Raw genomic sequence first — 24,976 nt, forward strand, 5'->3', positions numbered from 1 at the left:
AGCGGCCGGCGGGGCCGGGAGGGGGAGCGGAGTGTCCGGTGAGGGAAAGGCGGGCACGACCGCCCCGCCGGAGCGCGGCTCCGCCCGCCTGCAGCTGATCTCCGCGACCACCACGACCTTCCGGTCCGCCACCCCCGTCACCCGCCTCCGGGCGTTCCGCGACCGGGTGCGCTGGACCCTCGACCGCCCCCTCACCCCGTACTACCTGATCCTCGGCTCCACGTTCCTGCTCGTGGTGCTCGGGCTCGTCATGGTGTTCTCCTCCTCCCAGATCCTGGTCATGGAGCACCACCTGCCGATCACCTTCTTCTTCCGCAAGCAGCTCGTCGCCGTCCTCCTCGGCACCGCCATGCAGGTGCTGCTCGCCCGCACGCCGGTCAAGGCGATGCGGCTGCTCGCGTACCCGCTGCTGCTCGCGGTCGTCGGCGGCATGCTGCTCGTGGCGATCCCCGGCATCGGCATGATGGTCAACGGCAACCGGAACTGGCTGAACTTCGGTTTCTTCCAGGTCCAGCCGTCCGAGTTCGCCAAGCTCGCCCTCGTGCTGTGGGGCGCCGACCTGCTCGCCCGCAAGCACCGCACCCACACGCTCGACCAGTGGAAGCACCTGCTGGTGCCGCTGGTGCCCGGCACCGTGCTGCTCATGATGCTGATCATGCTAGGCGGCGACATGGGCACCACCATGGTGCTCGTCGCCATGCTCTTCGGGCTGCTCTGGATGGTCGGCGCCCCGATGCGGCTCTTCGGCGCCACCCTCGGCATCGCCGTCGTCGCCTGCACCGCGCTCATCATCACGGTGCCGCACCGCCTCGACCGGCTCGCCTGCATCGGCGTCACCAAACCCGACCCCGACCTGAACTGCTTCCAGGCCCTCCACGGCCTGTACGCCTTCGCCGCCGGCGGCCCGTTCGGCTCCGGCCTCGGCGCCGGTGTGGAGAAGTGGGGCCAGCTGCCGGAGGCCCACACCGACTTCATCTTCGCCGCCACCGGCGAGGAACTCGGACTGGTGGGGACGCTGTCGGTGCTCGGCCTCTTCGCGGCACTAGGCTACGCGGGTATCCGTGTGGCCATCAGCACGAAAGACCCTTTCGTCAGGTACGCCGCGGGAGCCGCCACCACGTGGATCATGGCCCAGGCCATGGTCAACCTGGGGTCGGCCCTGGGACTGCTCCCCATCGCGGGCGTGCCCCTCCCGCTGTTCTCCTACGGCGGGTCCGCCATGCTGTCGGCCATGTGTGCCATCGGGGTGCTGGTCAGCTTCGCGCGCAGCACCCCCGCGGCCAAGGCGGCACTCGCCGCCCGGAACCCCACCCGCGCCGGGACACTCCTGGCCCGGGTGATGCCACGACGACGAACCACAGCGCGCAAGGCGGCCGCACGGCCGACGCGCAGGGAGCGGTGAATTTCGGTGCATGTCGTACTCGCCGGCGGCGGGACCGCCGGTCACATCGAGCCGGCCATGGCCCTCGCGGACGCCCTCCGCAGGCACGACCCGTCCTGCGGGATCACCGCCCTCGGCACCGAGCGCGGCCTGGAGACCCGGCTCGTCCCCGAGCGCGGCTACGAGCTGGCGCTCATCCCCGCCGTGCCGCTGCCCCGCAAGCCCACCCCCGAGCTGATCACCGTGCCCGGCCGGCTCCGCGGCACCGTCCGCGCCGCCCAGGACGTCATCGAGCGCGTCAACGCGGACGCGGTCGTCGGCTTCGGCGGCTACGTCGCCATGCCCGCCTACTTCGCGGCCAAGCGCGCCGGCGTCCCGATCGTCGTGCACGAGGCCAACGCGCGCCCCGGCCTCGCCAACAAGATCGGCGCCCGCTACACCGACTTCGTCGCGGTCTCCACCCCGGACTCCAAGCTCCGCGACTCCCGGTACATCGGCATCCCGCTGCGCCGCACCATCGCGACGCTGGACCGCAACGCGATGCGCCCCGAGGCCCGGCACTACTTCGGCCTCGACCAGCGGCTGCCCACCCTGCTGGTGTCTGGCGGCTCGCAGGGCGCCCGGCGCCTCAACGAGACCGTCCAGGCGATCGCCCCCCGGCTCCAGCAGTACGGCGTGCAGATCCTGCACGCCGTCGGCCCGAAGAACGAGCTGCCGCGCGTCGACGACATCCCGGGCATGCCGCCGTACCGCGCGGTGCCGTACGTCGACCGCATGGACCTCGCCTACGCCGCGGCCGACCTGATGCTGTGCCGGGCCGGCGCCATGACGGTGGCCGAGCTGGCCGCGGTCGGCCTGCCCGCCGCGTTCGTGCCGCTGCCGATCGGCAACGGCGAGCAGCGGCTCAACGCCCAGCCGATGGTGAAGGCCGGCGGCGGCCTGCTGGTCGACGACGCCGAGCTGACCCCGGACTGGGTGCTGCAGAACGTGCTGCCGGTCCTCACCGACCCGGCGCGCCTGTGGGACATGAGCCGCGCAGCCGCCGAGTTCGGCCGCCGCGACGCGGACGACCTGCTGGTGCGCATGGTCTACGAGGCGATCGCCGCCGCCCGCGGCGGCCGCCGCCGGGGCTGACCGCCGGCCCCGCCCGGGGCCGTACGGACGGGGGAGCAGGACGGATGCCGGGCCGGGAGCGGCCGGAGGCGGACGGGCGGGTCACCGCCCCCGGCCGACGGCCGCACCGGCACCGGACGTGACGAGCGGGCGGAGCGAGTGCGGGAGCGAGGAGCACCGATGCCGGGTCAGGAGCAGCCGGAGGCGGACGGACGGTCGGCCGGGGTGCCGGCCACCCGGCTCCGACTGTCCCGGCGGGGTGTCGTGGTGCTGTGCGCGTTGGGTGCACTGGTGGCCGGGGTGTTCGGCTGGCTGGTGTTCCTCTCCTCGGCGTTGGAGGTGCGCACCGTCGCGGTGCAGGGCCTGGAGGGCGGGCGGCTCGGCGAGGACGACGTCCGGACCGCGCTCGGCGGGCTGCGGCAGGGGCCGCTGGCCCGGGTCGACCTGGACGAGGCGGAGCGCCGGGTGGAGGCGCTGCCGCGGGTGGCGAAGGCCGAGGTGTGGCGCGGCTGGCCGCACACCCTGCGGGTGAAGGTGACGGAGCGCCGGCCGGTGGCCGCGGTCCGGACCGACGACGGGAAGTTCGCGCAGGTCGACGCGGGCGGCTTCACGTTCGCGACCGAGGCGACCGCCCCGGCGGGCGTGCCGGTGGTGGACCTGCAGCTCGGCCAGCAGGCGAACGAGGCACTGGACGTGTTCGACCGGCCGTCCCTCGTCCGGGCGGCGATCACGGTCGCGGCCGGGCTGCCGGCCGAGGTGGCGAAGCGTGCGGGTGCGGTGCAGGTCCACAGTTACGACGACATCCGGCTGCAGCTGTCGGGCGGGGTGACCGTGCACTGGGGGAGTCCCGAGCGGACGGACCGGAAGGCGCGGGTGCTGACCGCGCTGATGGCGCGCAAGGCGGCCAATTACGACGTGAGTGCACCGGATGCCCCGGCGGTGTCGGGATGATCCGGTAAGTTCTTCCCGAAGGGGCGGTATTGACGGGGCCGAGGCTCCGGTCCGACCCTTGGTGGTCACCCCGGTTTCACCGGGGGGTCGATGATCACATAGGCTCAAAAGAAAAACGGGAAGCTCGGCGTGTTCGTTGAACACCGCCCGGATGCGACCTACTGTCCTGTGTCACCAGGCTGTGTCCAGCAGTGATGTGACAGAGGCACAGCCACAACCCTCAACCTCAAGTTTAGGGTTCGGGTCGGCGGTCGGCATTTCGGACATACACCACCGAAAGCACGTGCTCCCCACCCATCGACATCCGTCGGCCTTCGCTACACGGGGAGCCGACCCGGAAATTCGAGGCGAGAGGCCTTCGACGTGGCAGCACCCCAGAACTACCTCGCAGTCATCAAGGTCGTCGGTATCGGCGGCGGTGGTGTCAACGCCATCAACCGGATGATCGAGGTCGGTCTCAAGGGCGTCGAGTTCATCGCGATCAACACCGATGCGCAGGCCCTCCTGATGAGCGACGCCGACGTCAAGCTCGACGTGGGCCGTGAACTCACCCGGGGCCTCGGCGCCGGAGCCAACCCCGAGGTCGGCCGGAAGGCCGCCGAGGACCACCGCGAGGAGATCGAGGAGGTCCTCAAGGGGGCCGACATGGTCTTCGTCACCGCGGGCGAGGGCGGCGGCACCGGCACCGGCGGCGCGCCCGTCGTGGCCAACATCGCCCGCTCGCTCGGCGCGCTGACCATCGGCGTGGTCACCCGCCCCTTCACGTTCGAGGGCCGCCGCCGGGCCAACCAGGCCGAGGACGGCATCGCGTCGCTGCGCGAGCAGGTCGACACCCTCATCGTCATCCCCAACGACCGCCTGCTGTCGATCTCCGACCGCCAGGTCAGCGTGCTGGACGCGTTCCGCTCCGCCGACCAGGTGCTGCTCTCCGGCGTCCAGGGCATCACGGACCTGATCACCACGCCCGGCCTGATCAACCTCGACTTCGCCGACGTGAAGTCCGTCATGTCGGACGCCGGCTCGGCGCTCATGGGCATCGGCTCGGCCCGCGGCGAGGACCGCGCCAAGGCGGCCGCCGTCATGGCGATCTCCTCCCCGCTGCTGGAGGCGTCCATCGACGGCGCCCGGGGCGTGCTGCTCTCCATCTCCGGCGGCTCCGACCTCGGCCTGTTCGAGATCAACGAGGCCGCCCAGCTGGTCAGCGAGGCCGCCCACCCCGAGGCCAACATCATCTTCGGCGCCGTCATCGACGACGCCCTCGGCGACGAGGTCCGGGTCACCGTCATCGCGGCCGGCTTCGACGGCGGGCAGCCCCCGGCGATCGTCCGCGACCCGGTGGTCAAGGCCTCCACCCCGTCCACGACGTCCACCCCGGACCGCCCGGCCACCCGGCCGTCCTACGGCATCGGCTCGGTGACGGCCCGTCCGGACGACACCGGCCGCGCCGACGTCCCGGTCCGCCCGGTCCCGGCCGTCAGCCCGGTGCCGCCGCAGGTGCAGCCGGTCCGCCAGCCGTACGTGGAGAGCCCCGCCGAGGAGCTCGACGTGCCCGACTTCCTGAAGTAGACGCCTCTCCCGTGATTCCTCACATCAGTCGCAACGGTGCTCACTTCGCCTCCACCACCCGGTGGGGCGGGGTGAGCATCTCGCCGTACGGGGAGCTGAACCTCGGCGGGGCCGTCGGGGACGACCCGGCGGCCGTCCGCCGCAACCGGGTGCTCGCCGCGCAGCAGCTCGGGCTCGACCCGGCCGACGTGGTCTGGATGAACCAGGTGCACGGCGCGGACGTGGCCGTGGTGACGGAGCGGCAGCGCGACGGGGAGGCCCCGACCGTCGACGCGGTGGTCACCGACCGCCCGCTCGCCCTCGCCGTGCTGACCGCGGACTGCACCCCGGTGCTGCTCGCCGACCCGGTCGCCGGGATCGTCGGCGCCGCGCACGCCGGCCGCCCGGGCCTCGCCGCCGGGGTCGTCCCCGCGGCCGTCCGCGCGATGGCCGCGCTCGGCGCCGAGCCGGCCCGGATCACCGCCGTGCTCGGGCCCGCCGTCTGCGGCCGCTGCTACGAGGTGCCCGCCGGACTCCGCGCCGAGGTCGCCGCCGTGGTGCCGGCCGCGTACGCCGAGACCTCGTGGGGCACCCCGTCGCTGGACGTGGCGGAGGGCGTCGCCGCCCAGCTCGCCGACGCCGGTGTCACCGACGTCGTGCGGTCGACCGTCTGCACCCTCGAATCGGACGACCACTACTCCTACCGCCGCGAGCAGCGGACGGGTCGGCTCGCGAGCTACGTCTGGTGGGGCCCCGCACAGTCATGACGAACGACATCTTCGGGCCGTTCCCCGGCGGTCCCGCCTTCCAGTCCTCCCTCGACGAGCGGCAGCGCGCGCGGTACGAGCAACTCGGCGCCAACCTCGACGTGGTCGAGAAGCGGATCGCCGACGCCTGCGCCGCCGCCGGCCGGGCCCGCGGCGAGGTCACGCTCGTCGTGGTGACCAAGACCTACCCCGCCGAGGACACCGCACTCCTCGCCGGACTCGGCGTCACCGAGGTCGCGGAGAACCGCGACCAGGACGCCGCCCCCAAGGCCGAGCGCTGCACGGAGCTGCCTCTGACCTGGCACTTCGTCGGCCAGTTGCAGACCAACAAGGTGCGGTCGGTGGTGCGGTACGCCGACCACGTGCACTCCGTGGACCGCGCGCGCCTGGTCGCGTCGCTCTCCGCCGCGGTGCTCGGCGCCGGGCGCGCGCCCCTCGGCTGCCTGGTGCAGGTGGCACTCGACAAGGAGGCCGGGGAGGGCGGGCACCGCGCCGGGGTCGCCCCGGACGAGGTCGGGGAACTCGCCGACCTGATCGCCGGAACCCCCGGGCTCAGGCTCGACGGGGTGATGACGGTGGCTCCGCTGGCGGGCCCGCTGGCCGGCGATCCGGCCCGCGCCTTCGCGCGGCTGGCGGAAATCGCAAGCGGGGTACGGGCGCGGCATCCTGCTGCCACGATGGTGTCCGCAGGCATGAGCGGCGACCTGGAGCAGGCGGTGGCGGCCGGAGCGACACATGTACGCGTCGGTACGGCGGTACTCGGCGTGCGGTCACCGCTCGGGTAACGTCACCGGGTAGTAGATCAGATCGCAGGACAAAACAGGACAGAACCTAGCAGCCCATCAGCGCGCTAGTGACAACTTCGTGGATCGCATCTCCGCAGAATCCTCACGGCCTGACGGGCCGTCGCCCCGGCGGGCGCCGGGGCGCTGCGGAGACCGCAGGCCGAGGCCGGAGTCGGAGCCGATCCACCACAGAGCGGAGGAGACAGGAGCATGGCCGGCGCAATGCGCAAGATGGCGGTCTACCTCGGCCTCGTGGAGGACGAGACGTACGACGGCCAGGGGTACGACCCCGACGACGACTACGACGCCGACCCGGAGCCCCTCCGTACCGGCCGCACCGAGGACCTGCGCCCGGTCGCCGAGCAGCGGCCCGCGCCTGCGCCCGTCGCCCACATCGCCCCGCAGCCCGTGCCGGCCGCCGTGCCGATCCGGCAGGAGGCTCCGCGGATGGCCCCAGTGTCGTCCATCACACCCGACCGCCGCCAGAACGTGGAGAAGAGCGCCCCGGTGATCATGCCCAAGGTAGTGAACGAACGAGAGCCCTACCGCATCACCACGCTGCACCCCAGGACGTACAACGAGGCCCGTACCATCGGGGAACAGTTCCGCGACGGCACTCCCGTGATCATGAATTTGACCGAGATGGACGACACGGACGCCAAGCGCCTCGTAGACTTCGCCGCTGGACTCGTCTTCGGTCTGCACGGCAGTATCGAGCGCGTGACGCAGAAGGTGTTCCTCCTGTCTCCTGCTAACGTCGATGTCACGGCGGAGGACAAGGCTCGGATCGCCGAGGGTGGGTTCTTCAACCAGAGCTGACCCGGTCACGACTTTACGTGTGGACCGATCGACGGTCCGTCACCGACGGGCTGAGGACCAGGGAGAGGGAGACCACATGGGGATCGTCGGGGCGGTGCTGTACTACGCGCTGACAGTCTTCCTGCTCATCCTGCTCTTCCGGCTCGTGATGGACTGGGTCTTCCAGTTCGCCCGCTCATGGCGACCCGGAAGGGCCATGGTCCTCGTCCTGGAGGCCACGTACACTGTCACGGATCCGCCGCTCAAACTCCTTCGGCGTTTCATTCCGCCGTTGCGTCTCGGGGGCGTGGCGCTCGACCTGTCCTTCTTCGTACTGATGATCATTGTGTATGTCCTGATCTCGCTCGTGCGGTCCCTGTCGTTGTGAGCGATGCGACAGGATTCCGGAGTGCCGACGATCACGTTGAGGTGAAGAGATGCCATTGACCCCCGAGGACGTTCGGAACAAGCAGTTCACGACCGTCCGGTTGCGCGAAGGCTATGACGAGGACGAGGTCGATGCCTTCCTCGACGAGGTCGAAGCCGAGCTGACCCGCTTGCTGCGCGAGAACGAGGACCTGCGCGCCAAGCTGGCAGCCGCCACGCGTGCCGCGGCGCAGAACCAGGCCAACATGCGCAAGGAGCAGCCGCAGGACGCCCGCCCCGGCGGCGCCCCGGTGCCCGCGGCCATATCCGGCCCGCCGGTGCCCGGCCAGCAGCAGGGCCCCGGTCCGCAGCAGATGGGCGGCCCGCAGCAGCAGCAGATGGGCAACCAGCCCCTCGGCCTGCCGTCCGGCGCCCCCGCGCTTCCCCCCGGCAACGGCGGCCACATGGGCCAGCCGCAGCAGATGGGGCAGCCGCAGATGGGGCAGCCCCAGCAGATGGGGCAGCCGCAGATGGGCCAGCCCCAGCAGATGGGGCAGCAGCAGCAGCAGATGGGCCAGACCATGGGCGGCCAGCAGCAGCTGGTGCAGCCGATGGGCGGTCAGATGCTGCAGCCGATGGGCAGCCCGATGGGGCAGCAGCAGCAGATGGGCCAGACCATGGGCGGCCAGCAGCAGCTGGCCCCGATGGGCGGCCCGATGGGTCAGCCCATGGGCGGCCCGCTCGGCGGCCCGATGGGCCAGCCGCAGCAGGCTCCCGGCGGCGACAGCGCGGCCCGCGTGCTCGCACTCGCCCAGCAGACCGCCGACCAGGCGATCTCCGAGGCGCGTTCCGAGGCCAACAAGATCGTCGGCGAGGCCCGCAGCCGCGCCGAGGGCCTGGAGCGGGACGCCCGCGCCAAGGCCGACGCCCTGGAGCGGGACGCGCAGGAGAAGCACCGCGTCGCGATGGGCTCCCTGGAGTCCGCCCGCGCCACGCTGGAGCGCAAGGTCGAGGACCTGCGCGCCTTCGAGCGCGAGTACCGCACGCGTCTGAAGTCGTACCTGGAGACCCAGCTGCGCCAGCTGGAGTCGCAAGCGGACGACTCGCTCGCCCCGCCGCGGATCCCGGCCACCGCCTCGCTGCCCCCGGCGGCGTCGTCGATGGCTCCGGCGGGCTCCTCGGTCGGCAGCAGCGCGCCGAGCTTCGGCAGCCAGTCGTCCTTCGGCGGCAGCGGCCAGTCGTTCGGCGGCGGAGGCCAGTCCTTCGGCGGCAACGGCGGAGGCCAGTCGTTCGGCGGCAACGGCCAGTCGTTCGGCGGGAACTCCTTCGGTTCGGGCAGCAACCCGAGCTTCGGCGGCCAGCCCGGCGCCGGCACCGGTGCCGCGCAGATGGCGCCCGCCGGGATGACCCAGCCGATGGCCGCGGTCCGCCCGCAGCCGCCGCAGCCGATGCAGCAGGCTCCCGCGCCGATGCGGGGCTTCCTCATCGACGAGGACGGCGACAACTAGCAGCACCCCACGAGGGCGCCCCCACTGTGACGACGGTCACGGCGGGGGCGCCCTCGTCCGTGCGCGCCGGGGCACCGGCGGCCGCACGCGCCGACGGGCGGGCAGGTGACCGTGGTCACCTGCCCGCCCGTCGTGGCGCGGTGCGGGTCAGGCCTTGCGGAGCTGGAAGGCGAGGCCGAGCGACTCGTCGGTGAAGGTGTCGGACTCCCAGTCGGCGGCGCCCGCCGCGAAGTCCACCGCGAGGACCTCCTCGGCGACCAGGCCGCCGTGCTCGGTGACGGCCCCGGCCGTCTCCTCGGCGGTGGCCTGCCAGCGCAGCACGATCCGGTCGGCGACGTCCAGGCCGGAGTTCTTCCGGGCCTCCTGGATCTGCCGGATGGCGTCGCGGGCGATGCCGAGCCGCTTGAGCTCGGGGGTGATCGCCAGGTCGAGGGCGACGGTGGCGCCGGCCTCGTTGGCGACGGCCCAGCCCTCGCGCGGCGTCTCGGTGATGATCACTTCCTCCGGGGAGAGCTCGATCCGCTCGCCGGCGAGGTCGACGCCCGTGACGCCGGTGGCGCGGAGCTCGGCGGCGAGCACGGCGGCGTCCGCGGCGGCGACCGCCTTGGCGACGTCCTGCACGCCCTTGCCGAACCGCTTGCCGAGCGCGCGGAAGTTGGCCTTGGCCGAGGTGTCGACGAGCGAGGCGCCGACCTCCGCGAGCGACTCCAGGGCGGAGACGTTGAGCTCCTCGGCGATCTGCGCCCGCAGGTCGGTCGGGAGCTCCTCCCAGCCCTGGGCGGCGACCAGCGCGCGCGACAGCGGCTGACGGGTCTTCACGCCGGACTCGGCGCGGGTGGCGCGGCCGAGCTCGACCAGGCGCCGGACGAGCGCCATGTGCCGCGAGAGGTCCGTGTCGATCAGCGACTCGTCGGCGACCGGCCAGGAGGCCAGGTGCACGGAGGCGGGGGCGCCGGGGGCGACCGGCACGACGAGGTCCTGCCAGACCTGCTCGGTGATGAACGGGGTGAGCGGGGCCATCAGGCGGGTGACCGTCTCCAGCGCCTCGTGCAGGGTGGCGAGCGCCGCGGCGTCGCCCTGCCAGAAGCGGCGGCGGCCGCGCCGCACGTACCAGTTGGAGAGGTCGTCGACGAAGCCGGAGAGCAGCTTGCCGGCCCGCTGGGTGTCGTACGCCTCCAGGGCGAGGTCGACCTCGCGGACGAGCGTGTTGAGCTCGGAGAGCACCCACCGGTCGAGCTGCGGGCGGTCCGCCGGCGCCGGGTCGGCGGCCGAGGGCGCCCAGCCGGCGGTGCGGGCGTACAGCGCCTGGAAGGCGACGGTGTTCCAGTAGGTCAGCAGCGTCTTGCGGACGACCTCCTGGATGGTGCCGTGGCCGACGCGCCGCGCCGACCAGGGCGAGCCGCCCGCGGCCATGAACCACCGCACGGCGTCGGCACCGTGCTGGTCCATCAGCGGGATCGGCTGCAGGATGTTGCCGAGGTGCTTCGACATCTTGCGGCCGTCCTCGGCGAGGATGTGGCCGAGGCAGACGACGTTCTCGTAGGAGTTCCGGTCGAAGACCAGGGTGCCGATCGCCATCAGCGTGTAGAACCAGCCGCGGGTCTGGTCGATCGCCTCGGAGATGAACTGCGCCGGGTACCGGCTCTCGAACAGCTCCTTGTTGCGGTACGGGTAGCCGTACTGCGCGAACGGCATCGAGCCGGAGTCGTACCAGGCGTCGATCACCTCGGGCACCCGGGTCGCCGTCGCCTGGCAGCTCGGGCAGGCGAAGGTGACGTCGTCGATGTACGGGCGGTGCGGGTCGAGCGCGCTCTGGTCGGTGCCGGTGAGCTCACCGAGCTCGGTCAGCGAGCCGACGCAGGTGATGTGGCCCTCCTCGCAGCGCCAGATCGGCAGCGGGGTGCCCCAGAAGCGGTTGCGGCTCAGCGCCCAGTCGATGTTGTTGTTCAGCCAGTCGCCGAAGCGGCCGTGCTTGACGCTCGACGGGAACCAGTTGGTCGCCTCGTTCTCGCGGATCAGGGCGTCCTTGACCGCCGTGGTGCGGATGTACCACGAGGGCTGCGCGTAGTAGAGCAGCGCGGTGTGGCAGCGCCAGCAGTGCGGGTAGCTGTGCTCGTACGGCAGGTGGCGGAAGAGCAGGCCGCGGGCCTGGAGGTCGGCGACGAGCGCCTCGTCGGCCTTCTTGAAGAAGACGCCGCCGACCAGCGGGACGTCCGCGGCGAAGGTGCCGTCGGCCTCGACCGGGTTGACCACCGGCAGGCCGTAGCGGCGGCAGGTGGCGAGGTCGTCCGCGCCGAAGGCGGGCGACTGGTGGACGATGCCGGTGCCGTCCTCGGTGGTGACGTACTCGGCGGTGAGCACGTAGTGCGCGTTCTCGATCTCGACGAGGTCGAACGGCCGGGTGTACGCCCAGCGCTCCATCTCGGCGCCGGTGAACGACTGCCCGGTGGTCTCCCAGCCCTCGCCGAGCGCCTTGCCGACCAGCGGTTCGGCGACGACGAGCCGCTCGGTGCCGTCGGTGGCCACCACGTAGGTGACCTCCGGGTGCACGGCGGCGGCCGTGTTGGAGACCAGCGTCCACGGGGTGGTCGTCCAGACGAGCAGCGCGGCCTCGCCCGCGAGCGGGCCGGAGGTCAGCGGGAAGCGGACGAACACCGACGGGTCGACGACGGTCTCGTAGCCCTGCGCCAGCTCGTGGTCGGAGAGGCCGGTGCCGCAGCGCGGGCACCAGGGGGCGACCCGGTGGTCCTGCACGAGCAGGCCCTTGTCGAAGATCTGCTTGAGCGACCACCAGACCGACTCGATGTAGGAGGGGTCCATGGTGCGGTACGCCTCGTCGAGGTCGACCCAGTAGCCCATGCGCTCGGTGAGCCTGGTGAACTCGTCGGTGTGGCGGGTGACGGACTCGCGGCACTTGGCGTTGAACTCGGCGATGCCGAACGCCTCGATGTCCTTCTTGCCGGAGAAGCCGAGCTCCTTCTCGACGGCGAGCTCGACCGGCAGGCCGTGGCAGTCCCAGCCGGCCTTGCGGGCGACGTGGTAGCCCTTCATCGTGCGGTACCGCGGGAAGACGTCCTTGAAGACGCGGGCCTCGATGTGGTGGGCACCCGGCATGCCGTTGGCGGTGGGCGGGCCCTCGTAGAACACCCACTCGGGGCGGCCCTCGGACTGCTCCAGGCTGCGCTGGAAGATCTTGTTGTCCTGCCAGAACGACAGGATGCCGTGCTCCAGGACGGGCAGGTCTACCTGCGCGGGGACGGCGTTGTAGGTGGTCATCGCGGGCGTCTACCTCCGGCGGATGCGTGGACTGGCTTCCGACGGAGGGACGAGACGGCGAGCCGCCCCGCGGTACCACCCTCCTTGGCCGCGGCTGGTGCCCGCGACCCACTTGTTTGGGGGTTGCTGCCGGTTCTACTGGGCCGTACGGCCGTTCCTCCGGCGGCTCCGGGGTGATCTTCCCGCCGCGCACACCCCCGGGCTCGCACCGTCCCCGGATCGCTCATGGCTGCGTACTGCGGTACTCGTCCCATCTGCGCCTTGCAGGCCCAGTGTATCGGCCCGCGCAAACCGATTGGTGCCCGGCGGCGCGAGTCCGGACGGCGCGCGCCCGTCCCGTCCCGTGGGCGGGGAGGTTAGCCGGTGTCGATCTGGGCACAACCTGGTCAGCGCCCGGGCGCGTGCCATCGGCGGAGGCTGCCCGGGTGTGATCGGATTCGATTCGATTCCGTCATCGGTATGTCCCGTTGTGGCCGGATTCGATGGGGATTATCGTTCCGGCACCGGAGGCCGCCGGGAACCGGCGGTACGCATCATTCGTGAATGAGGTCGAAAGCCATGGCTGAGAGAGCGACTGGCGCACGCACCGCCACCACGCGGGCGCGCGAGGCTGTGGCAGGCGACCCAGGGGAGGGGACCGTGAGCACTGCACGGCGGAAGACCAGCACCAGCACCGGCCGGGCGGCGACCAGCCGCACCCATGTCCCGGCAGGCACCGGCGCCCGCAGCGGCGGCGCCGAGTCGGTGGACCCGGCCGAGCTGCCGGTGCGGACCGGCGAGGACGCCTGGACATCGGCCGAGGTCTCCGAGCTCCACGCCGAGCTCAACGCGGACCTCGAACGCCTCCGCGCCGAGATCGAGGCCTCCGAGGCGGCGATCACCGGCCTGATGCGGGACTCCAACGACGGCGCGGGCGACGACCAGGTCGACGCCGGCACCAAGAACATCAACCGGGAGAGCGAGCTGGCCCTGGCCAACAACGCCCGGGACAGCCTCGCCCAGACCGAGCGCGCCCTCACCCGTCTGGAGGGCGTCGGCTTCGGCGTCTGCGAGTCCTGCGGACAGGCGATCGGCAAGGCCCGGCTGCAGGCCTTCCCGCGGGCCACCCTCTGCGTCAGCTGCAAGGCCAAGCAGGAACGCCGCTGACCGGTCCCCGGTCGTCGACCGGGCCCCGTCCGGCCGATCCCGCCGAGCCCGCGGGATCGGCCTGACGGAACCCGGGGCGGACCGCCCCGCGTGACGGGTGACGGGAGACGGGCGTTCCGGCCATCGGGTGCCGTACGCTCGTCCCCGTAACCTCGGCCCCGGCCGGCCCCCACGGCCGGACCCCTTGTACACGGCAGCGGAGCGGATCATCAGCACCTCAGGTTCCCCCCAGACGCAGGACGAAGCCGTCCCCACCGCCCGCGTGTCGCACGAGCCGGAGACCGTCGTGGACGAGCCCGCCGCCGAGCCCGCCGGCCCGTCCGGCCCCGTGGGCGCCACCGCCGCGTCCGGCGCCCGCGCCGCCGTCCGCCGCCGCCGCATCGGCGTGCTGCTCGCCGTGGCCCTGCTCGCCTACCTGATCGACCTCGGCAGCAAGCTGCTCGTCGTCGCCCGGCTGGAGGGCCGCCCGGCGATCCAGGTCGTCGGCGACGTCATGACCTTCCAGGTCATCCGCAACCCCGGTGCCGCCTTCGGCATGGGCCAGGCGATGACCGTCGTCTTCACCGGCATCGCCGCCGCCGTGATCGTCGTGATCTGGCGGATCGCCCGCCGCCTCTACAGCCTGCCCTGGGCCGTCGCCCTCGGCCTGCTGCTCGGCGGCGCGCTCGGCAACCTCACCGACCGGCTGTTCCGCGCCCCCGGCGTCTTCCGCGGCCACGTCGTCGACTTCATCTCCGTGCAGCACTTCGCCGTCTTCAACCTCGCCGACTCGGCGATCGTCTGCGGCGGCATCCTCGTCGTGCTGCTCTCCTTCCGCGGCTCCAACCCGGACGGCACCGTCCACCAGCCCGGCAAGCCCGCGAAGACCGGCTCCGAGGCCGACACCGCTTCCACCGACGCGCCGAAGCCGGTCGACGACACCGAGTGACCCGCCCGCCGCGACCGACCGCGGGCCCGTGCCCCCGAGCGGGGACGGTGAGGGACGGGCCGCGCCGTCCGGCATACTCGTACGAGTGAGTATTGCAGCGCAGACCCGCAGCCTCCCCGTACCCGACGGCCTGGAGGGTGAGCGACTCGACGCCGCCCTCGCCCGGATGTTCGGGTTCTCCCGGACGAAGGCCGCCGAGCTGGCCAGCGAGGGCAAGGTGACGCTCGACGGCGCCGTCGCCGGCAAGTCGGACCGGGTGAGCGCCGGCACCTGGCTGGAGGTCGAGATCCCGGCCCCGGCCGCAGCCGTGCGGATCGTCGCCGAACACGTCGAGGGCATGCGGATCGTCCACGACGACGACGACATCGTGCTGATCGACAAGCCGGTCGGCGTCGCCGCCCACCCCAGCCCCGGCTGGACCGGCCCCACCGTCATCGGCGGCCTCGCCGCCGCCGGGTACCGCATCTCCACCTCCGGCGCCGCCGAGCGCCAGGGCGTCGTGCACCGCCTCGACGTCGGCACCTCCGGCCTCATGGTCGTCGCCAAGTCCGAGCGCGCCTACACCGACCTGAAGCGGCAGTTCCACGACCGCATCACGGAGAAGAAGTACAACGCGCTCGTCCAGGGCCACCCCGACCCGCTGTCCGGCACCGTCGACGCCCCCATCGGCCGCCACCCCAGCAGCGACTGGAAGTGGGCCGTCACCCGCGACGGCAAGCCCTCCGTCACGCACTACGACCTCATCGAGGCGTACCGCGCGGCCTCCCTGCTCGACATCAAGCTGGAGACCGGCCGCACCCACCAGATCCGGGTGCACATGAGCGCGCTGCGGCACCCCTGCGTCGGCGACCTCACCTACGGCGCCGACCCGACGCTCTCGAAGCGCCTGGGCCTCGCCCGCCAGTGGCTGCACGCCGTCCAGCTGGGCTTCGAGCACCCCTCGGACGGCCAGTGGGTGGAGTTCCGCAGCGACTACCCGGAGGACCTGCAGAGGGCCCTCGACGTGATCTCCGCGGAGAGCTGACGTGGCCGGGATCCGCGTCGCCACCGGCGAGGCCGACCTCGCCCGGGTGCGCGGCGTCCGCCACGAGGTCTTCGTCGAGGAGCAGAACGTCCCCGTCGAGCTGGAGTACGACGAGCTCGACGCCACCTCGGTGCACCTCCTCGCCACCGGACCCGACGGCGAGGCGCTCGGCACCGGCCGCCTCATCCACGGGGCGGACGCACTGAAGCTGACCGGCATCGAGGGCCGGGTGCTCCTCGGACGCCTCGCCGTGCGGAAGGCCGCCCGCGGCACCGGGCTCGGCGCCGAGCTCGTGCGGGCGATCGAGCAGGAGGGCCGCGACCGCGGCGCCCGCGAGCTCGAACTCCACGCCCAGGTGCACGCCCTCGGCTTCTACGAGCGCCTCGGCTACACCGCCGAGGGCCCGGTCTACGACGACGCGGGGATCCCGCACCGCACGATGGTGCGGGTGTTCTGACGGCGTTTTCCGGCAACCTGCCCGGCCGCCACGCTCCTGCCCGTGAACGATCTTCGGGTGGGAGCGTTCGTCGTCGCCGGTGGGCTGACGTCCGGCACGGCAGCCCGCCCCGCCCGGCGAGCGGGAGCGGGAGCGGGCGCCCGATCCGGACGGCACCGCGGACGGCCCGTGCCTCACCCGGCAGGTCGACGGCACGACCGCCCACCTCGGCCCCGACCGGGACCGGGACCCCGGCTACGGCATCAGTGCCGCCGCGGGCCGCACCGGCGGCGCCCGGTGCCGGGCGGCGGCCGACCGCCGCTCAGAACAGGCCGTGCCACATCTGCTCGACGACGACGCTCCACCAGGCCGACTCCTTGTGGAACGCGTCCGGGTCGATCGCGGCCAGGCCGCTCTGGAACGAGGCCACCGCGGCACCGGCCGCCAGCGGGTCCAGGCCCCGCAACCCGGCGCGGGCGGGAGCCAGCAGCGCCAGGCTGCGCAGGAACGCGGAGACCGAGGCGTTGACGAAGCGTCCGCTGCCGGTCCGCGGATGGACCGCCCACACCGAGCCGACCGCCCGCTCGTCGCCGCCGCACTGCACGGCGATCACGCAGAAGCCGTCGGTGCCGATCCGCGTCCAGCCGGCCAGGACGTCCAGGGCGGACGCCCCGGCCTCCGTGCCCGCGGCCGTCAGATGCGTGCGGAGATCGGCGAGCAGCCCGCCCGCGGGCGGGGCGTCGGGGCGGTCCGCGGTGAAGAACAGCGGCACGTCGGCGGGCAGGCCCGCCCAGGTGAGGGTCGCCCGTGCGGCGTCCGGCAGAGCACTGTTCGACAGGTCGTCGGCGTCGAGACGGACCGTGTCGCCGAAGACCTCGGTGAGCAGCCGGCCCAGCGCCACGTCGCGGACGGGCCCGGTCGCCTCCACCTCACCCGGCTTCGGGGCGGGCACCCGGTGCGGGCGGGGCGGGTTCGGACGGCCCGCCAGGCGGCCGACGGACTCCACGCGGTCGGCGAGCGCCCGGACGCCCTCGGCCCGCTCGTCGGCGAAGATGCCGTACGGGTGGGCGCAGGAGATCTCGGCGTTCGGGAAGGACCGCTCCAGCAGTGCCGCGGTGTAACCGCCCGGCAGGGTGGCCGGACGCAGGTCGGTGTGCACGGCGAGCACGTCACCCGCGGGCACCCCGAGCCGGTCGAGCTCGGCCGCGAGCTGGTACTCCGCCGGGGGCAGACCGGGGCCGGACATGCGGTGGAGCATCACCTCCCCGCCGCTCGCCGGGTCAAGGTAGGTGGCGACGGCGGTGTTGCCCGGTCCGGTGGCCGGCGGCGCGTGCTTCTCCGTGTACCGCGAGATCACCTCGTCGACGGGCACCGACGGCCAGACCTCCAACGCGCCGGTGGAGCGGTCGATCACGCCGCAGGCGTCGCCGAGGTCGGCCGGCGGGCGGCGCTCGCCCGTCACGGGATCGCGCTCCAACGGCGCGGGCGCGGCCCAGACCACCCAGCCCAGGTCGAACTCGCGGTGGCGGACGCCACGGCGCTCCTCGGCGGGGACATCGCTGTTCAGCCAGCTCTCGGCGGTGGCGAGGGCCTGCTCCTGCGTGATCACGAGAATCCTCCGTGCGTGCGGACCGGTCGGGTGCCCGGCCCGAGACTACCGTTCGGGCGGGCGGCCGCCGTTCGGCTGCACATGATCGCATGATCGAGCGGGCTCGGGGGCGTGACCCGGTGATCGCGGTGACTGTGGCGACTGCGGGGATTGCGGGGATTGCGGGATGTGGGGGTCGAGGTGCCGCGTGATCTCCGGCCGGTGGGGCGTTGGGGCGGTGGGACGGTGGAGACGGTGGAGGCGGCGGGTTGGTGGTGTGGTGGGGCGGTGGTACAGCGGTGTGGAGACGTCCGGTCAGGCGGCCGAAGCCCGTGCATGAGTAGGATCATCCGACTGAAGGGGCGTCCGTCGATCACTGCAGGACGGTCGGCGGCCCTGAGAAGGTGTCATGAGCCGGGTTCCGGAAGCTTCCGGACCTCGGAACGGGGATGAGGCGGGGGCCGTGAGGGTGCAGCAGATCGTCGGTGCGGGGTGCCCGCGTACGGAACGGCCCGCGCCGGACGGGTGCGCGCGGCGACGCGCCGCGAACCGTCCGTAGCGCTGCCGTCGTCCCGGCGCACCGGCCCGCCGCGTACCGGTGCTCCCGCCCTGCCGTCCGGATCCTCCCCGGACCGCCCGCCGTCCTCACCACCCGTGACCCGTGCCGCCCGAGCCGTGGCCACGGTCTGCCGCTAAGGGGAGTTGAACCGTGTCGTTGATGCTGCCGGACGGCGTCGAGTGGGTCCTGGAGATGCTCGGCTTCGACTGGCCGAAGGCGGACGAGGACAAGCTGCGTGAGTGCGCCCAGGTGTGGCGTGACTTCGCGGATCAGGTCGACGATCTCAACTACCGTGCGCTGAGTGCGGCGAACAGTGTGCGGTCGGCGAACTCCGGTGACTCGATCGAGGCGTTCGGGACGGCGTTCGACAAGTTCACGACGGGCGGGGACGGTTACCTCGCGGATGCGGCGACCGCGGCGCGGCTGATCGCGGCGGCGTTCGAGGCCGCTGCGGTGATCGTGGTGGTGTGCAAGATCGCGGTGATCACGCAGCTCGTGATCCTGGCCGCGGAACTTATCGCGGCGCAGGCCGCCGCGCCGTTCACCTTCGGTCTGTCCGAGGTCGGCGCGCTGGGCGCGACGCAGGCGACGAAGATGATCGTGCGCCGGCTGCTGAAGGAGCTCAGGGACGCCCTGATCGAGGCGATCATGGAGACGCTGAAGGATCCGATCGTCTCCGCGGTGCAGGCGATGATCTCGGACCTCATCGCGCAGACCGTCAACCAGGGCTTCGGTGCGCAGGACGGCTACGACCTCGGCCGCACCGTCAAGACGGGCTGGGAGGAGGGGAAGGAGTCCGCGAAGAACTGGGACCAGACCTTCACCGAGTCCCTCCGTGACGGCCTCGGCTCCCGCGCCGGCGGCGCGGCACGGCACCACGCCGACAACGCGGCCGGCCACGGCGACTCCAACGGCGGCACCGACGGCAACTCCAACTCCAACTCCAACGGCAACGGAGCCGAGGGAGCCGCGGGTGGTGACGGCGGCGGCAGCAACGGCAGCAACGGCGCGACGGGCGCGGGCGACAGCGGTGGGAGCGGCGGGCAGCAGGGGAGTGGCTCCGGCGGCTCCTCCGGTGCCGCGGGTTCCCCCGGTTCGTCCGGTTCCTCGGGCGGGTCCGGTTCCTCCGGTTCCTCCGGCTCGGCGGGTTCCGCCGGGAGCTCGGGTACACCGTCGGGAGGGTCGTCGGACGGCCCGCGGCACTCCGGTGACGGCAGCACCTCCGCTCCGCACACCCCGACGTCGACCGACTCGTCCGGAAGCCGCAGCGACCAGGCAACGACACCGCCCGGCGGGAACGGCCAGACGGCTCCCTCGGCCTCTGACAACCGCAACTCCTCACCCCTCGACCCCTTCGGCACCCGTCTTCCCGCAGACTCCGCATCAGGTGCCGGGCCCATGCCGACCGGCGGCGACAGCGTGCCGTCGGCGGAGCGTTCTGCGCCGTCGGGGGCGGATTCCCGTTCGGATGCCGCAGGTTCGGGTCCGGCTCCGGCTCCGGCGCACACGGGTACCGACGGTCGGTCGGCGGCGGCGCCGACCGGGGACGCCGGGGCGGCCTCGGGGGCGGATTCCCGTTCGGATGCCGCAGGTTCGGGTCCGGCTCCGGCGCACACGGGTACCGACGGTCGTTCGGCGGCGGCGCCGACCGGGGACGGCGGCACGACTGCGCCCGGCCACACGCCGGACTCCGACGGCCGGGGTGGCGACAGGCGGGATGCGGACGGCCGCGGTGCCGAGGGGCCGCGGCAGGATCGGTCCGGAGACGATTCCCGTCAGAGCGGGCCGGTGTCCGGTCACCCCAGACCCGACTCGGCGTCCGACCCGGCCCCCGGTCCGTCGCGCGCGGATGACGGCCGTCCGGCGCCCTCGTACGGGCCCGTGCGTCAGGGCGGCTCCGACGGCTCGCCGACGCCTTTCCACAGTGGCGACCAGGGTGGCGACCACGGTGGGAGCCGCAGCGGGGACCACGGCACGGCGACACCGGCGTACGGGCCGGTGCGCGGCGGCGACGTCCCGCCGCAGCGGCACGAGCCCGCACCGGACGCCGGTCCGGCCGACCGTTCCGGGACGGCCGGGCAGCATGCACCGACGGCGCAGCACGGCCGTCCGGGCGACACGTCCGCGCCGTCGCCGGAGCACCGCGCCCCCGTACAGGAACCAGCCGCTGCCTCGCACGGCGCCGCCGACCCCCGCACCGTGCCGTCGGGTGGTGCGGTGCCCGCCCCGGCGGCGGACCACGCCCGTCCGGCTGCGTCCGAGGGATCCCACCGCGACCCCAGGATCGAGACCGCTTCGGTCGCAGCCCCCGCAGCGCCCGACACCCGTGGCACCGGCGCCGAACCGGCAGGCTCGGCCCCCGGCGGCCAGCAGACTTCGGCCCCCACGGCCACCGGCCCGGTCGGGCCGGGCGCGGGCGTGCCCACCGCCGGTGGTTCCGCGCCCACTGGTGGCGCGCCCGGGAGTACGGCCAGGCCCTCCGCCGGACCGTCCCCGTCGTCGACCCCGACCCCGACCCCGGGTGCGGGTTCGGTTCCGGACCGTTCGACCGTGCCCGGCCAGGCCGACGGCCGACCGGACCGGACCGACCGCTCCGAGCAGCGCCCCACGGGCCTCGGCCAGCAGCCGGCCACCGGCCGCCCCGGCGTGGACCGTCCGGAAGGCTCCGACCCGCGCCGCACGTCCGACGGTCCGGTCCGGCCCGATCAGCGTGCCGCGGACGGGCAGCACCCGGCCTCCGGGCATCCCGACGCGGGCCGCCCCGACTCCGGCCGCCCCGATGCGGCCCACCCTGCACCCGACCACACCGGACCCGACCACGACGGGCCCGACCACGACGGGTCCGACCACGACGGGCGGACGCCGACCGGTGACCGTGCGGATTCCGCGGCCGACACGGGGTCGGCCGACCGCACCCCGCCCAGGTCCGCGACGGAGGACCGCCCGTACGGCGGCCCCGGCGGCCTGGAGGAACCGTCCGACCGCGACCGCGAACGGGTCGAGGACGCCGTGCCGCGCGACGCGGACGGCAAGCCCCAGCGCCACCCCGACCCCGAGGGCGACTGGCCGCACGCCATCAACGGCGACGATCCCGCGGGCCCCGGCCGTCACAACAACTGCGTCGACGTGGCGCTCGCCACCGTCGACACCTACTCCGGTCATCCGACCCCCGCCGCGGCCCGTACACCCGACCACGACGCCGAGGGCCGCCCGTCCGACCGCGGTGAGCGCGGCGGACGCGACCGGATCGAGAACGCGCTCGGCGCCAAGTTCTCCGATCTCGGCGACGGCCCGCAGGCCTACCGGCGGCTGGAGGACACCCTCCGCCGCGACGGCCACGGCGCGCAGGCGGTCATCATCACCCGCGACGCCGACGGCCGCGCACACGCCTGGAACGCCGTCAACCACAACGGCACCGTCACCTACATCGACGCCCAGAGCGGCCGGCGCAGCGACCAGCCGCTGCACGACGGCGACAACGGCGTCTTCGCCATCCCGCTCGATGCCGACCGCCGCCCGACGGACCACGGGCCGACCACGGACCACGGCGCGGACCACGACGGTGACCACGGCGGTGACCACGGCGGGGACCGTACGGAGGGCCGTACGGAGGAGCAGCCGGATCGGGCGATTCCGGACGACGTGGCGGGCACCGGCGACAACCTGACACGCAACGACGACGACTTCCGGTCGGAGACCAACTACAAGGGCCAACGGAAGTCCCATCTCAACGCGGACGGCGATCTCGTACCGGCGAATCCGAACGGTGCCGCGACGATGGTCGACCACGTGGACGGCCGAGGACCGATCAAGTCGGACAGCCCCTACACGTCGCTCAGCCGCGAGGGCGCGTCGGCGAAGGACTTCGGCGGCAACCGCATCAGGATCGACCTGCCCCAGCTGGAGCAGGACATCGCCGACGGCAAGGTGACCGGCGTCGAGATCAACTCGCCGGCGCAGGTCCAGGCCGCCATCCAGGCCGACGCGGAGCGGATCGCAGGCAAGCCCGTCGACATCCGGCTGCCCCCCGGTTCGAGCCGGGACGACATGAAGGCGCTGGCCGAGTCGTACGGACTGAGCAAGACCGCGGCCAAGCGGCTCCAGCAGCGGATTCTGGACATGCAGAACACCAGCCGTGACGAGGAATGGCTCATCAAGGGCGTCGTTCCGCACGACTACATTGAAGGGCCCGCCTGATGACCGAGCCCACGAAAGGCCGTCCGATGACTTCGTCCGACCTGCTGTTCCACGTCGGGTTCGACGGTGAGCCCGTCGCGGATCCCTACGAGATCGTCGACGCAGGTCTGGAGGACCCCCGTCACACCACCCGGGTGCCCGCGCTGGCCGAACTCCTGGCGGACGGGTCCGCCGCGCCGGAGGAGCGCTACCTGGCGTGCTACGCGCTGACCAGCTGGGGCGAGGCCGCGGGGTACCGGGCGGTGGTGGAGGCGGCGCGGAATCCCGCGGCGGTGGCCTGGTACGACACGATCATCGACCGCACCTACTCGGTGGACGGCACGTTCGCGCAGCTGGCGGTCGCGATGGAGGACGGTTCGGACCTCGCGGAGGAGAAGGGCAGCGGCCCGGACCGGGCCCTCGCGGTCACGGCCCTCGTCGGTCTCGCCGACCGCGTGTACTTCGACGGGAAGCTGGAGTACTTCCTCGACGCGGCGTCGGTGGCGGCGAACCTGGAGGTGATCGCGGCGACCGTCCGGCGCGGTGTGCGGTCGCTGGCGGACGGGGTGCCGCAGCGGTTCGACCTGTCGACCCAGCTGGTGGACCTGGCTGCGGCGGCCGCCCGGACCGATGCGCCGCTGGCGATCGCCCTGGCCACAGAGGTGCTCGCCGCCACCCCCTCGCACCGGGCCCTGAACCACGCGGTCGACCTCGTGTACCGGACGTCGGGGCCGGAGCGCCGCGGCTTCGCCGGGTACCTGGCCGCCGTGGGGGACGACGCGATCCGCAGCCGCGTCACCGCGGCGCTCGCCTCCTCCTGACCGTCGTGGACCGTCGTGCCTCCCCGGGCCGGGGCGGATTCCGGGCCGACGCACCGTCACGTGACGCTTCGTCCGTTCCCGGCGCCTGCGTCGCACCGGGGCGGTTGCATATGATCTCACCGTCAGTGCGACCGCCCCTGCCGGGAACGACCGCGGCAGCGGTGCGGGTCGCACATCCTGCACGAGGACGGGGAGGTGGCCGTGATGGCCGCAGAGCGTGAGATCGGTGACGACGAACTGCTGGAGGTGGCCGACAACCCGGAGCAGGCGGCCTCGCTGCACAAGGCGCTGCGCACCATCGCCAACACCCCCGCGCTGGGGCCGGAGTTGCAGGGCATGGCGAAGGACGTGCTGAGCGGCCGGATCGGCATGCAGGACGTGATCGGCTCCGACCGCTACATGCACGCCATCGGCGACCGGCTGGGGCAGATGCGGGACGCGGCCGAGAACATGTCGCCGGAGGATCGCCGCAGGTCGGAGGCGCGGGCGGAGAAGATGGTCCGCGAGGCCGAGGAGGCCGAGCGGGACAGGCCGAAGCGGGACGGCCGGCCGTAGCGGTCCGCCGGACGCCGGCTGTCGGCTGCGCCCGGTGTCCGGATGCCGACCGCCCCGCCGTGCGCGGGCCGGTCGGTCGGCGCAAGGTCGAGTCATGGACACTCTCGTCTACCGCGGATCGGCGACCCTCCTTGCGGAGGGCCGTGAGGTCGACGTGCACGCCGACCTCACGGGGTTCCTGCCCGAGTTCGGTCTCACGAGCTGGTCGGGCACGCTGGAGTCGCGGGACGGCGCGGCGGCCGTGGGCGCGGTCGGCGGCAGCCGCCGCGGCCGGCTCCGGCTGCCGGGCGGCTGGGAGTCGGCCTTCGCCGTGACCCGGATCGTGCTGGGGTCCTCGGTGATCTGGGTGCGCGGCAGCGAGCCGGACGTCTCCCCGGCCGAGTGGGTCTGAGCCCGCGGCGGCGAGGCCGGTCACGCGGTCGGTCGGCGGTCGGTCGACCGGGCCGTGGTGGCCGTGATGCTCCCCGTACGGGACGGCCTCGCCCTCGCGCGTACGCGCTGACCAGCCGTCACCGCCCCGGCGCCGCCGCCGGTATGCCGCACCGGTCTGCCGCACCGGGCGGGACATCGCGCGGTGGCATCGGGCGGGGAAAACGGGGTGCGGCCGGACCGCCGTAGCCCGAGAATCCCGGCATGGACGACACCACGCCCCACCTCCCTCCCGCCGTCGCCGGGCTGCGCGCCGCCGCCGCGGACCACGGCTTCACGAGGTCCTGCGACACCCGCACCGGCGCCCTGCTCGCGGCGCTCGCCGCCGCCCGGCCCGGCGGCCGCATCCTCGAACTCGGCACCGGCATCGGCGAGGGCACCGCCTGGCTGCTCAGCGGCATGGACGCGGACGCCTCGCTGGTCACCGTCGAACTGGACGGCGAGGTGCAGGCCGTCGCCCGCGAGCAGCTCGGCGGCGACCCGCGGGTCGGCTTCGCGTGCGGCGACGGAGGCGCCTGGCTGGAGGAGTACCGCGGCGCGCCCTTCGACCTGGTCTTCGCCGACACCTGGCCGGGCAAGTACACGCACCTCGACACCGCCCTCGGGCTGGTGGCGCCCGGCGGCACCTACGTCGTGGACGACCTGCTGCCGCAGCCCGACTGGCCCGCCACCCACCTGGACTCCGTGCACCGGCTGCTCGGCGAGCTGACCGACCGCCCCGGTTTCCGGACCGTGCGGATGGCGTGGGCGTCCGGTCTGCTGATGGCCGTCCGCACGTCCTGACAGGTCAGGGGCCTGCCCGGTGATCGCGGCCTTTACGGGCT

The 24,976-nt window shown here is 73.2% G+C and carries 20 protein-coding genes; 18 read left to right on the forward strand and 2 right to left on the reverse strand.

Going from position 1 to position 24,976, the window contains the following annotated elements; all coding sequences use genetic code 11:
* Window positions 1-31 precede the first annotated feature (31 nt).
* From ftsW to OG335_RS27285, 9 genes are all read left to right on the forward strand, one after another.
* Window positions 32-1,402 (forward strand): putative lipid II flippase FtsW, encoded by a 1,371-nt coding sequence (gene ftsW / locus OG335_RS27245; RefSeq protein ID WP_405013760.1) that lies wholly within the window; start codon window positions 32-34, stop codon window positions 1,400-1,402.
* Between the two features lie 6 nt (window positions 1,403-1,408).
* Window positions 1,409-2,515, forward strand: a complete 1,107-nt coding sequence (gene murG, locus OG335_RS27250; protein WP_405013761.1) for an undecaprenyldiphospho-muramoylpentapeptide beta-N-acetylglucosaminyltransferase — start codon at window positions 1,409-1,411, stop codon at window positions 2,513-2,515.
* 159 nt (window positions 2,516-2,674) lie between these two features.
* Window positions 2,675-3,445 carry a cell division protein FtsQ/DivIB gene (locus tag OG335_RS27255; RefSeq protein WP_405013762.1) on the forward strand — a complete coding sequence of 257 codons (771 nt, stop codon included), beginning with the start codon at window positions 2,675-2,677 and terminating at the stop codon, window positions 3,443-3,445.
* Window positions 3,446-3,808: 363 nt separating this feature from the next.
* Window positions 3,809-5,011, forward strand: a complete 1,203-nt coding sequence (gene ftsZ, locus OG335_RS27260; protein WP_405013763.1) for a cell division protein FtsZ — start codon at window positions 3,809-3,811, stop codon at window positions 5,009-5,011.
* An 11-nt stretch (window positions 5,012-5,022) separates the two neighbouring features.
* Window positions 5,023-5,757, forward strand: a complete 735-nt coding sequence (pgeF, locus tag OG335_RS27265; protein ID WP_405013764.1) for a peptidoglycan editing factor PgeF — start codon at window positions 5,023-5,025, stop codon at window positions 5,755-5,757.
* On the forward strand, window positions 5,754-6,542 hold the full coding sequence (locus OG335_RS27270; RefSeq protein ID WP_405013765.1) for a YggS family pyridoxal phosphate-dependent enzyme: 789 nt from the start codon (window positions 5,754-5,756) through the stop codon (window positions 6,540-6,542). The genes pgeF and OG335_RS27270 overlap by 4 nt, the downstream gene beginning before the upstream one ends.
* 210 nt (window positions 6,543-6,752) lie before the next feature.
* A complete protein-coding gene (locus tag OG335_RS27275; RefSeq protein ID WP_405013766.1) occupies window positions 6,753-7,361 on the forward strand; it encodes a cell division protein SepF in 609 nt (202 codons plus the stop codon).
* Window positions 7,362-7,437: 76 nt separating this feature from the next.
* Window positions 7,438-7,728 carry a YggT family protein gene (locus OG335_RS27280; protein WP_030262809.1) on the forward strand — a complete coding sequence of 97 codons (291 nt, stop codon included), beginning with the start codon at window positions 7,438-7,440 and terminating at the stop codon, window positions 7,726-7,728.
* Window positions 7,729-7,777: 49 nt separating this feature from the next.
* A complete protein-coding gene (locus OG335_RS27285; RefSeq protein WP_405013767.1) occupies window positions 7,778-9,214 on the forward strand; it encodes a DivIVA domain-containing protein in 1,437 nt (478 codons plus the stop codon).
* Between the two features lie 147 nt (window positions 9,215-9,361).
* Here OG335_RS27285 and ileS read toward each other — a convergent pair whose 3' ends face one another.
* On the reverse strand, window positions 9,362-12,490 hold the full coding sequence (gene ileS / locus OG335_RS27290; RefSeq protein ID WP_405013768.1) for an isoleucine--tRNA ligase: 3,129 nt from the start codon (window positions 12,488-12,490) through the stop codon (window positions 9,362-9,364).
* Between the two features lie 639 nt (window positions 12,491-13,129).
* Here ileS and OG335_RS27295 point away from each other — a divergent pair.
* The 4 genes from OG335_RS27295 to OG335_RS27310 all read left to right on the forward strand — a co-directional run bounded on the left by OG335_RS27295 (window position 13,130) and on the right by OG335_RS27310 (window position 16,045).
* Window positions 13,130-13,636, forward strand: a complete 507-nt coding sequence (locus OG335_RS27295) for a TraR/DksA family transcriptional regulator (protein WP_405013769.1) — start codon at window positions 13,130-13,132, stop codon at window positions 13,634-13,636.
* Window positions 13,637-13,820: 184 nt separating this feature from the next.
* Entirely contained in the window at window positions 13,821-14,564 is a 744-nt protein-coding gene (gene lspA, locus OG335_RS27300) for a signal peptidase II (protein WP_405013770.1), read from the forward strand.
* A gap of 85 nt (window positions 14,565-14,649) precedes the next feature.
* Window positions 14,650-15,588 (forward strand): RluA family pseudouridine synthase, encoded by a 939-nt coding sequence (locus tag OG335_RS27305; RefSeq protein ID WP_405013771.1) that lies wholly within the window; start codon window positions 14,650-14,652, stop codon window positions 15,586-15,588.
* Window position 15,589: 1 nt separating this feature from the next.
* Complete coding sequence (locus OG335_RS27310; RefSeq protein WP_405013772.1) at window positions 15,590-16,045, forward strand: GNAT family N-acetyltransferase; 456 nt, start codon at window positions 15,590-15,592, stop codon at window positions 16,043-16,045.
* Window positions 16,046-16,346: 301 nt separating this feature from the next.
* Here OG335_RS27310 and OG335_RS27315 read toward each other — a convergent pair whose 3' ends face one another.
* Window positions 16,347-17,633, reverse strand: a complete 1,287-nt coding sequence (locus tag OG335_RS27315; RefSeq protein ID WP_405013773.1) for an SUKH-4 family immunity protein — start codon at window positions 17,631-17,633, stop codon at window positions 16,347-16,349.
* A 697-nt stretch (window positions 17,634-18,330) separates the two neighbouring features.
* Here OG335_RS27315 and OG335_RS27320 point away from each other — a divergent pair.
* From OG335_RS27320 to OG335_RS27340, 5 genes are all read left to right on the forward strand, one after another.
* Window positions 18,331-22,368, forward strand: a complete 4,038-nt coding sequence (locus OG335_RS27320) for a toxin glutamine deamidase domain-containing protein (RefSeq protein ID WP_405015541.1) — start codon at window positions 18,331-18,333, stop codon at window positions 22,366-22,368.
* Window positions 22,369-22,394: 26 nt separating this feature from the next.
* On the forward strand, window positions 22,395-23,168 hold the full coding sequence (locus OG335_RS27325; protein ID WP_405013774.1) for a hypothetical protein: 774 nt from the start codon (window positions 22,395-22,397) through the stop codon (window positions 23,166-23,168).
* A gap of 204 nt (window positions 23,169-23,372) precedes the next feature.
* Complete coding sequence (locus OG335_RS27330; RefSeq protein WP_405013775.1) at window positions 23,373-23,723, forward strand: hypothetical protein; 351 nt, start codon at window positions 23,373-23,375, stop codon at window positions 23,721-23,723.
* Window positions 23,724-23,817: 94 nt separating this feature from the next.
* Window positions 23,818-24,114, forward strand: a complete 297-nt coding sequence (locus OG335_RS27335; protein WP_405013776.1) for a hypothetical protein — start codon at window positions 23,818-23,820, stop codon at window positions 24,112-24,114.
* A 242-nt stretch (window positions 24,115-24,356) separates the two neighbouring features.
* Entirely contained in the window at window positions 24,357-24,935 is a 579-nt protein-coding gene (locus OG335_RS27340) for an O-methyltransferase (protein WP_405013777.1), read from the forward strand.
* The last annotated feature ends 41 nt before the right edge of the window (window positions 24,936-24,976 follow it).

It is taken from the genome of Kitasatospora sp. NBC_01539, assembly GCF_045040525.1.
Lineage (GTDB): Bacteria > Actinomycetota > Actinomycetes > Streptomycetales > Streptomycetaceae > Kitasatospora.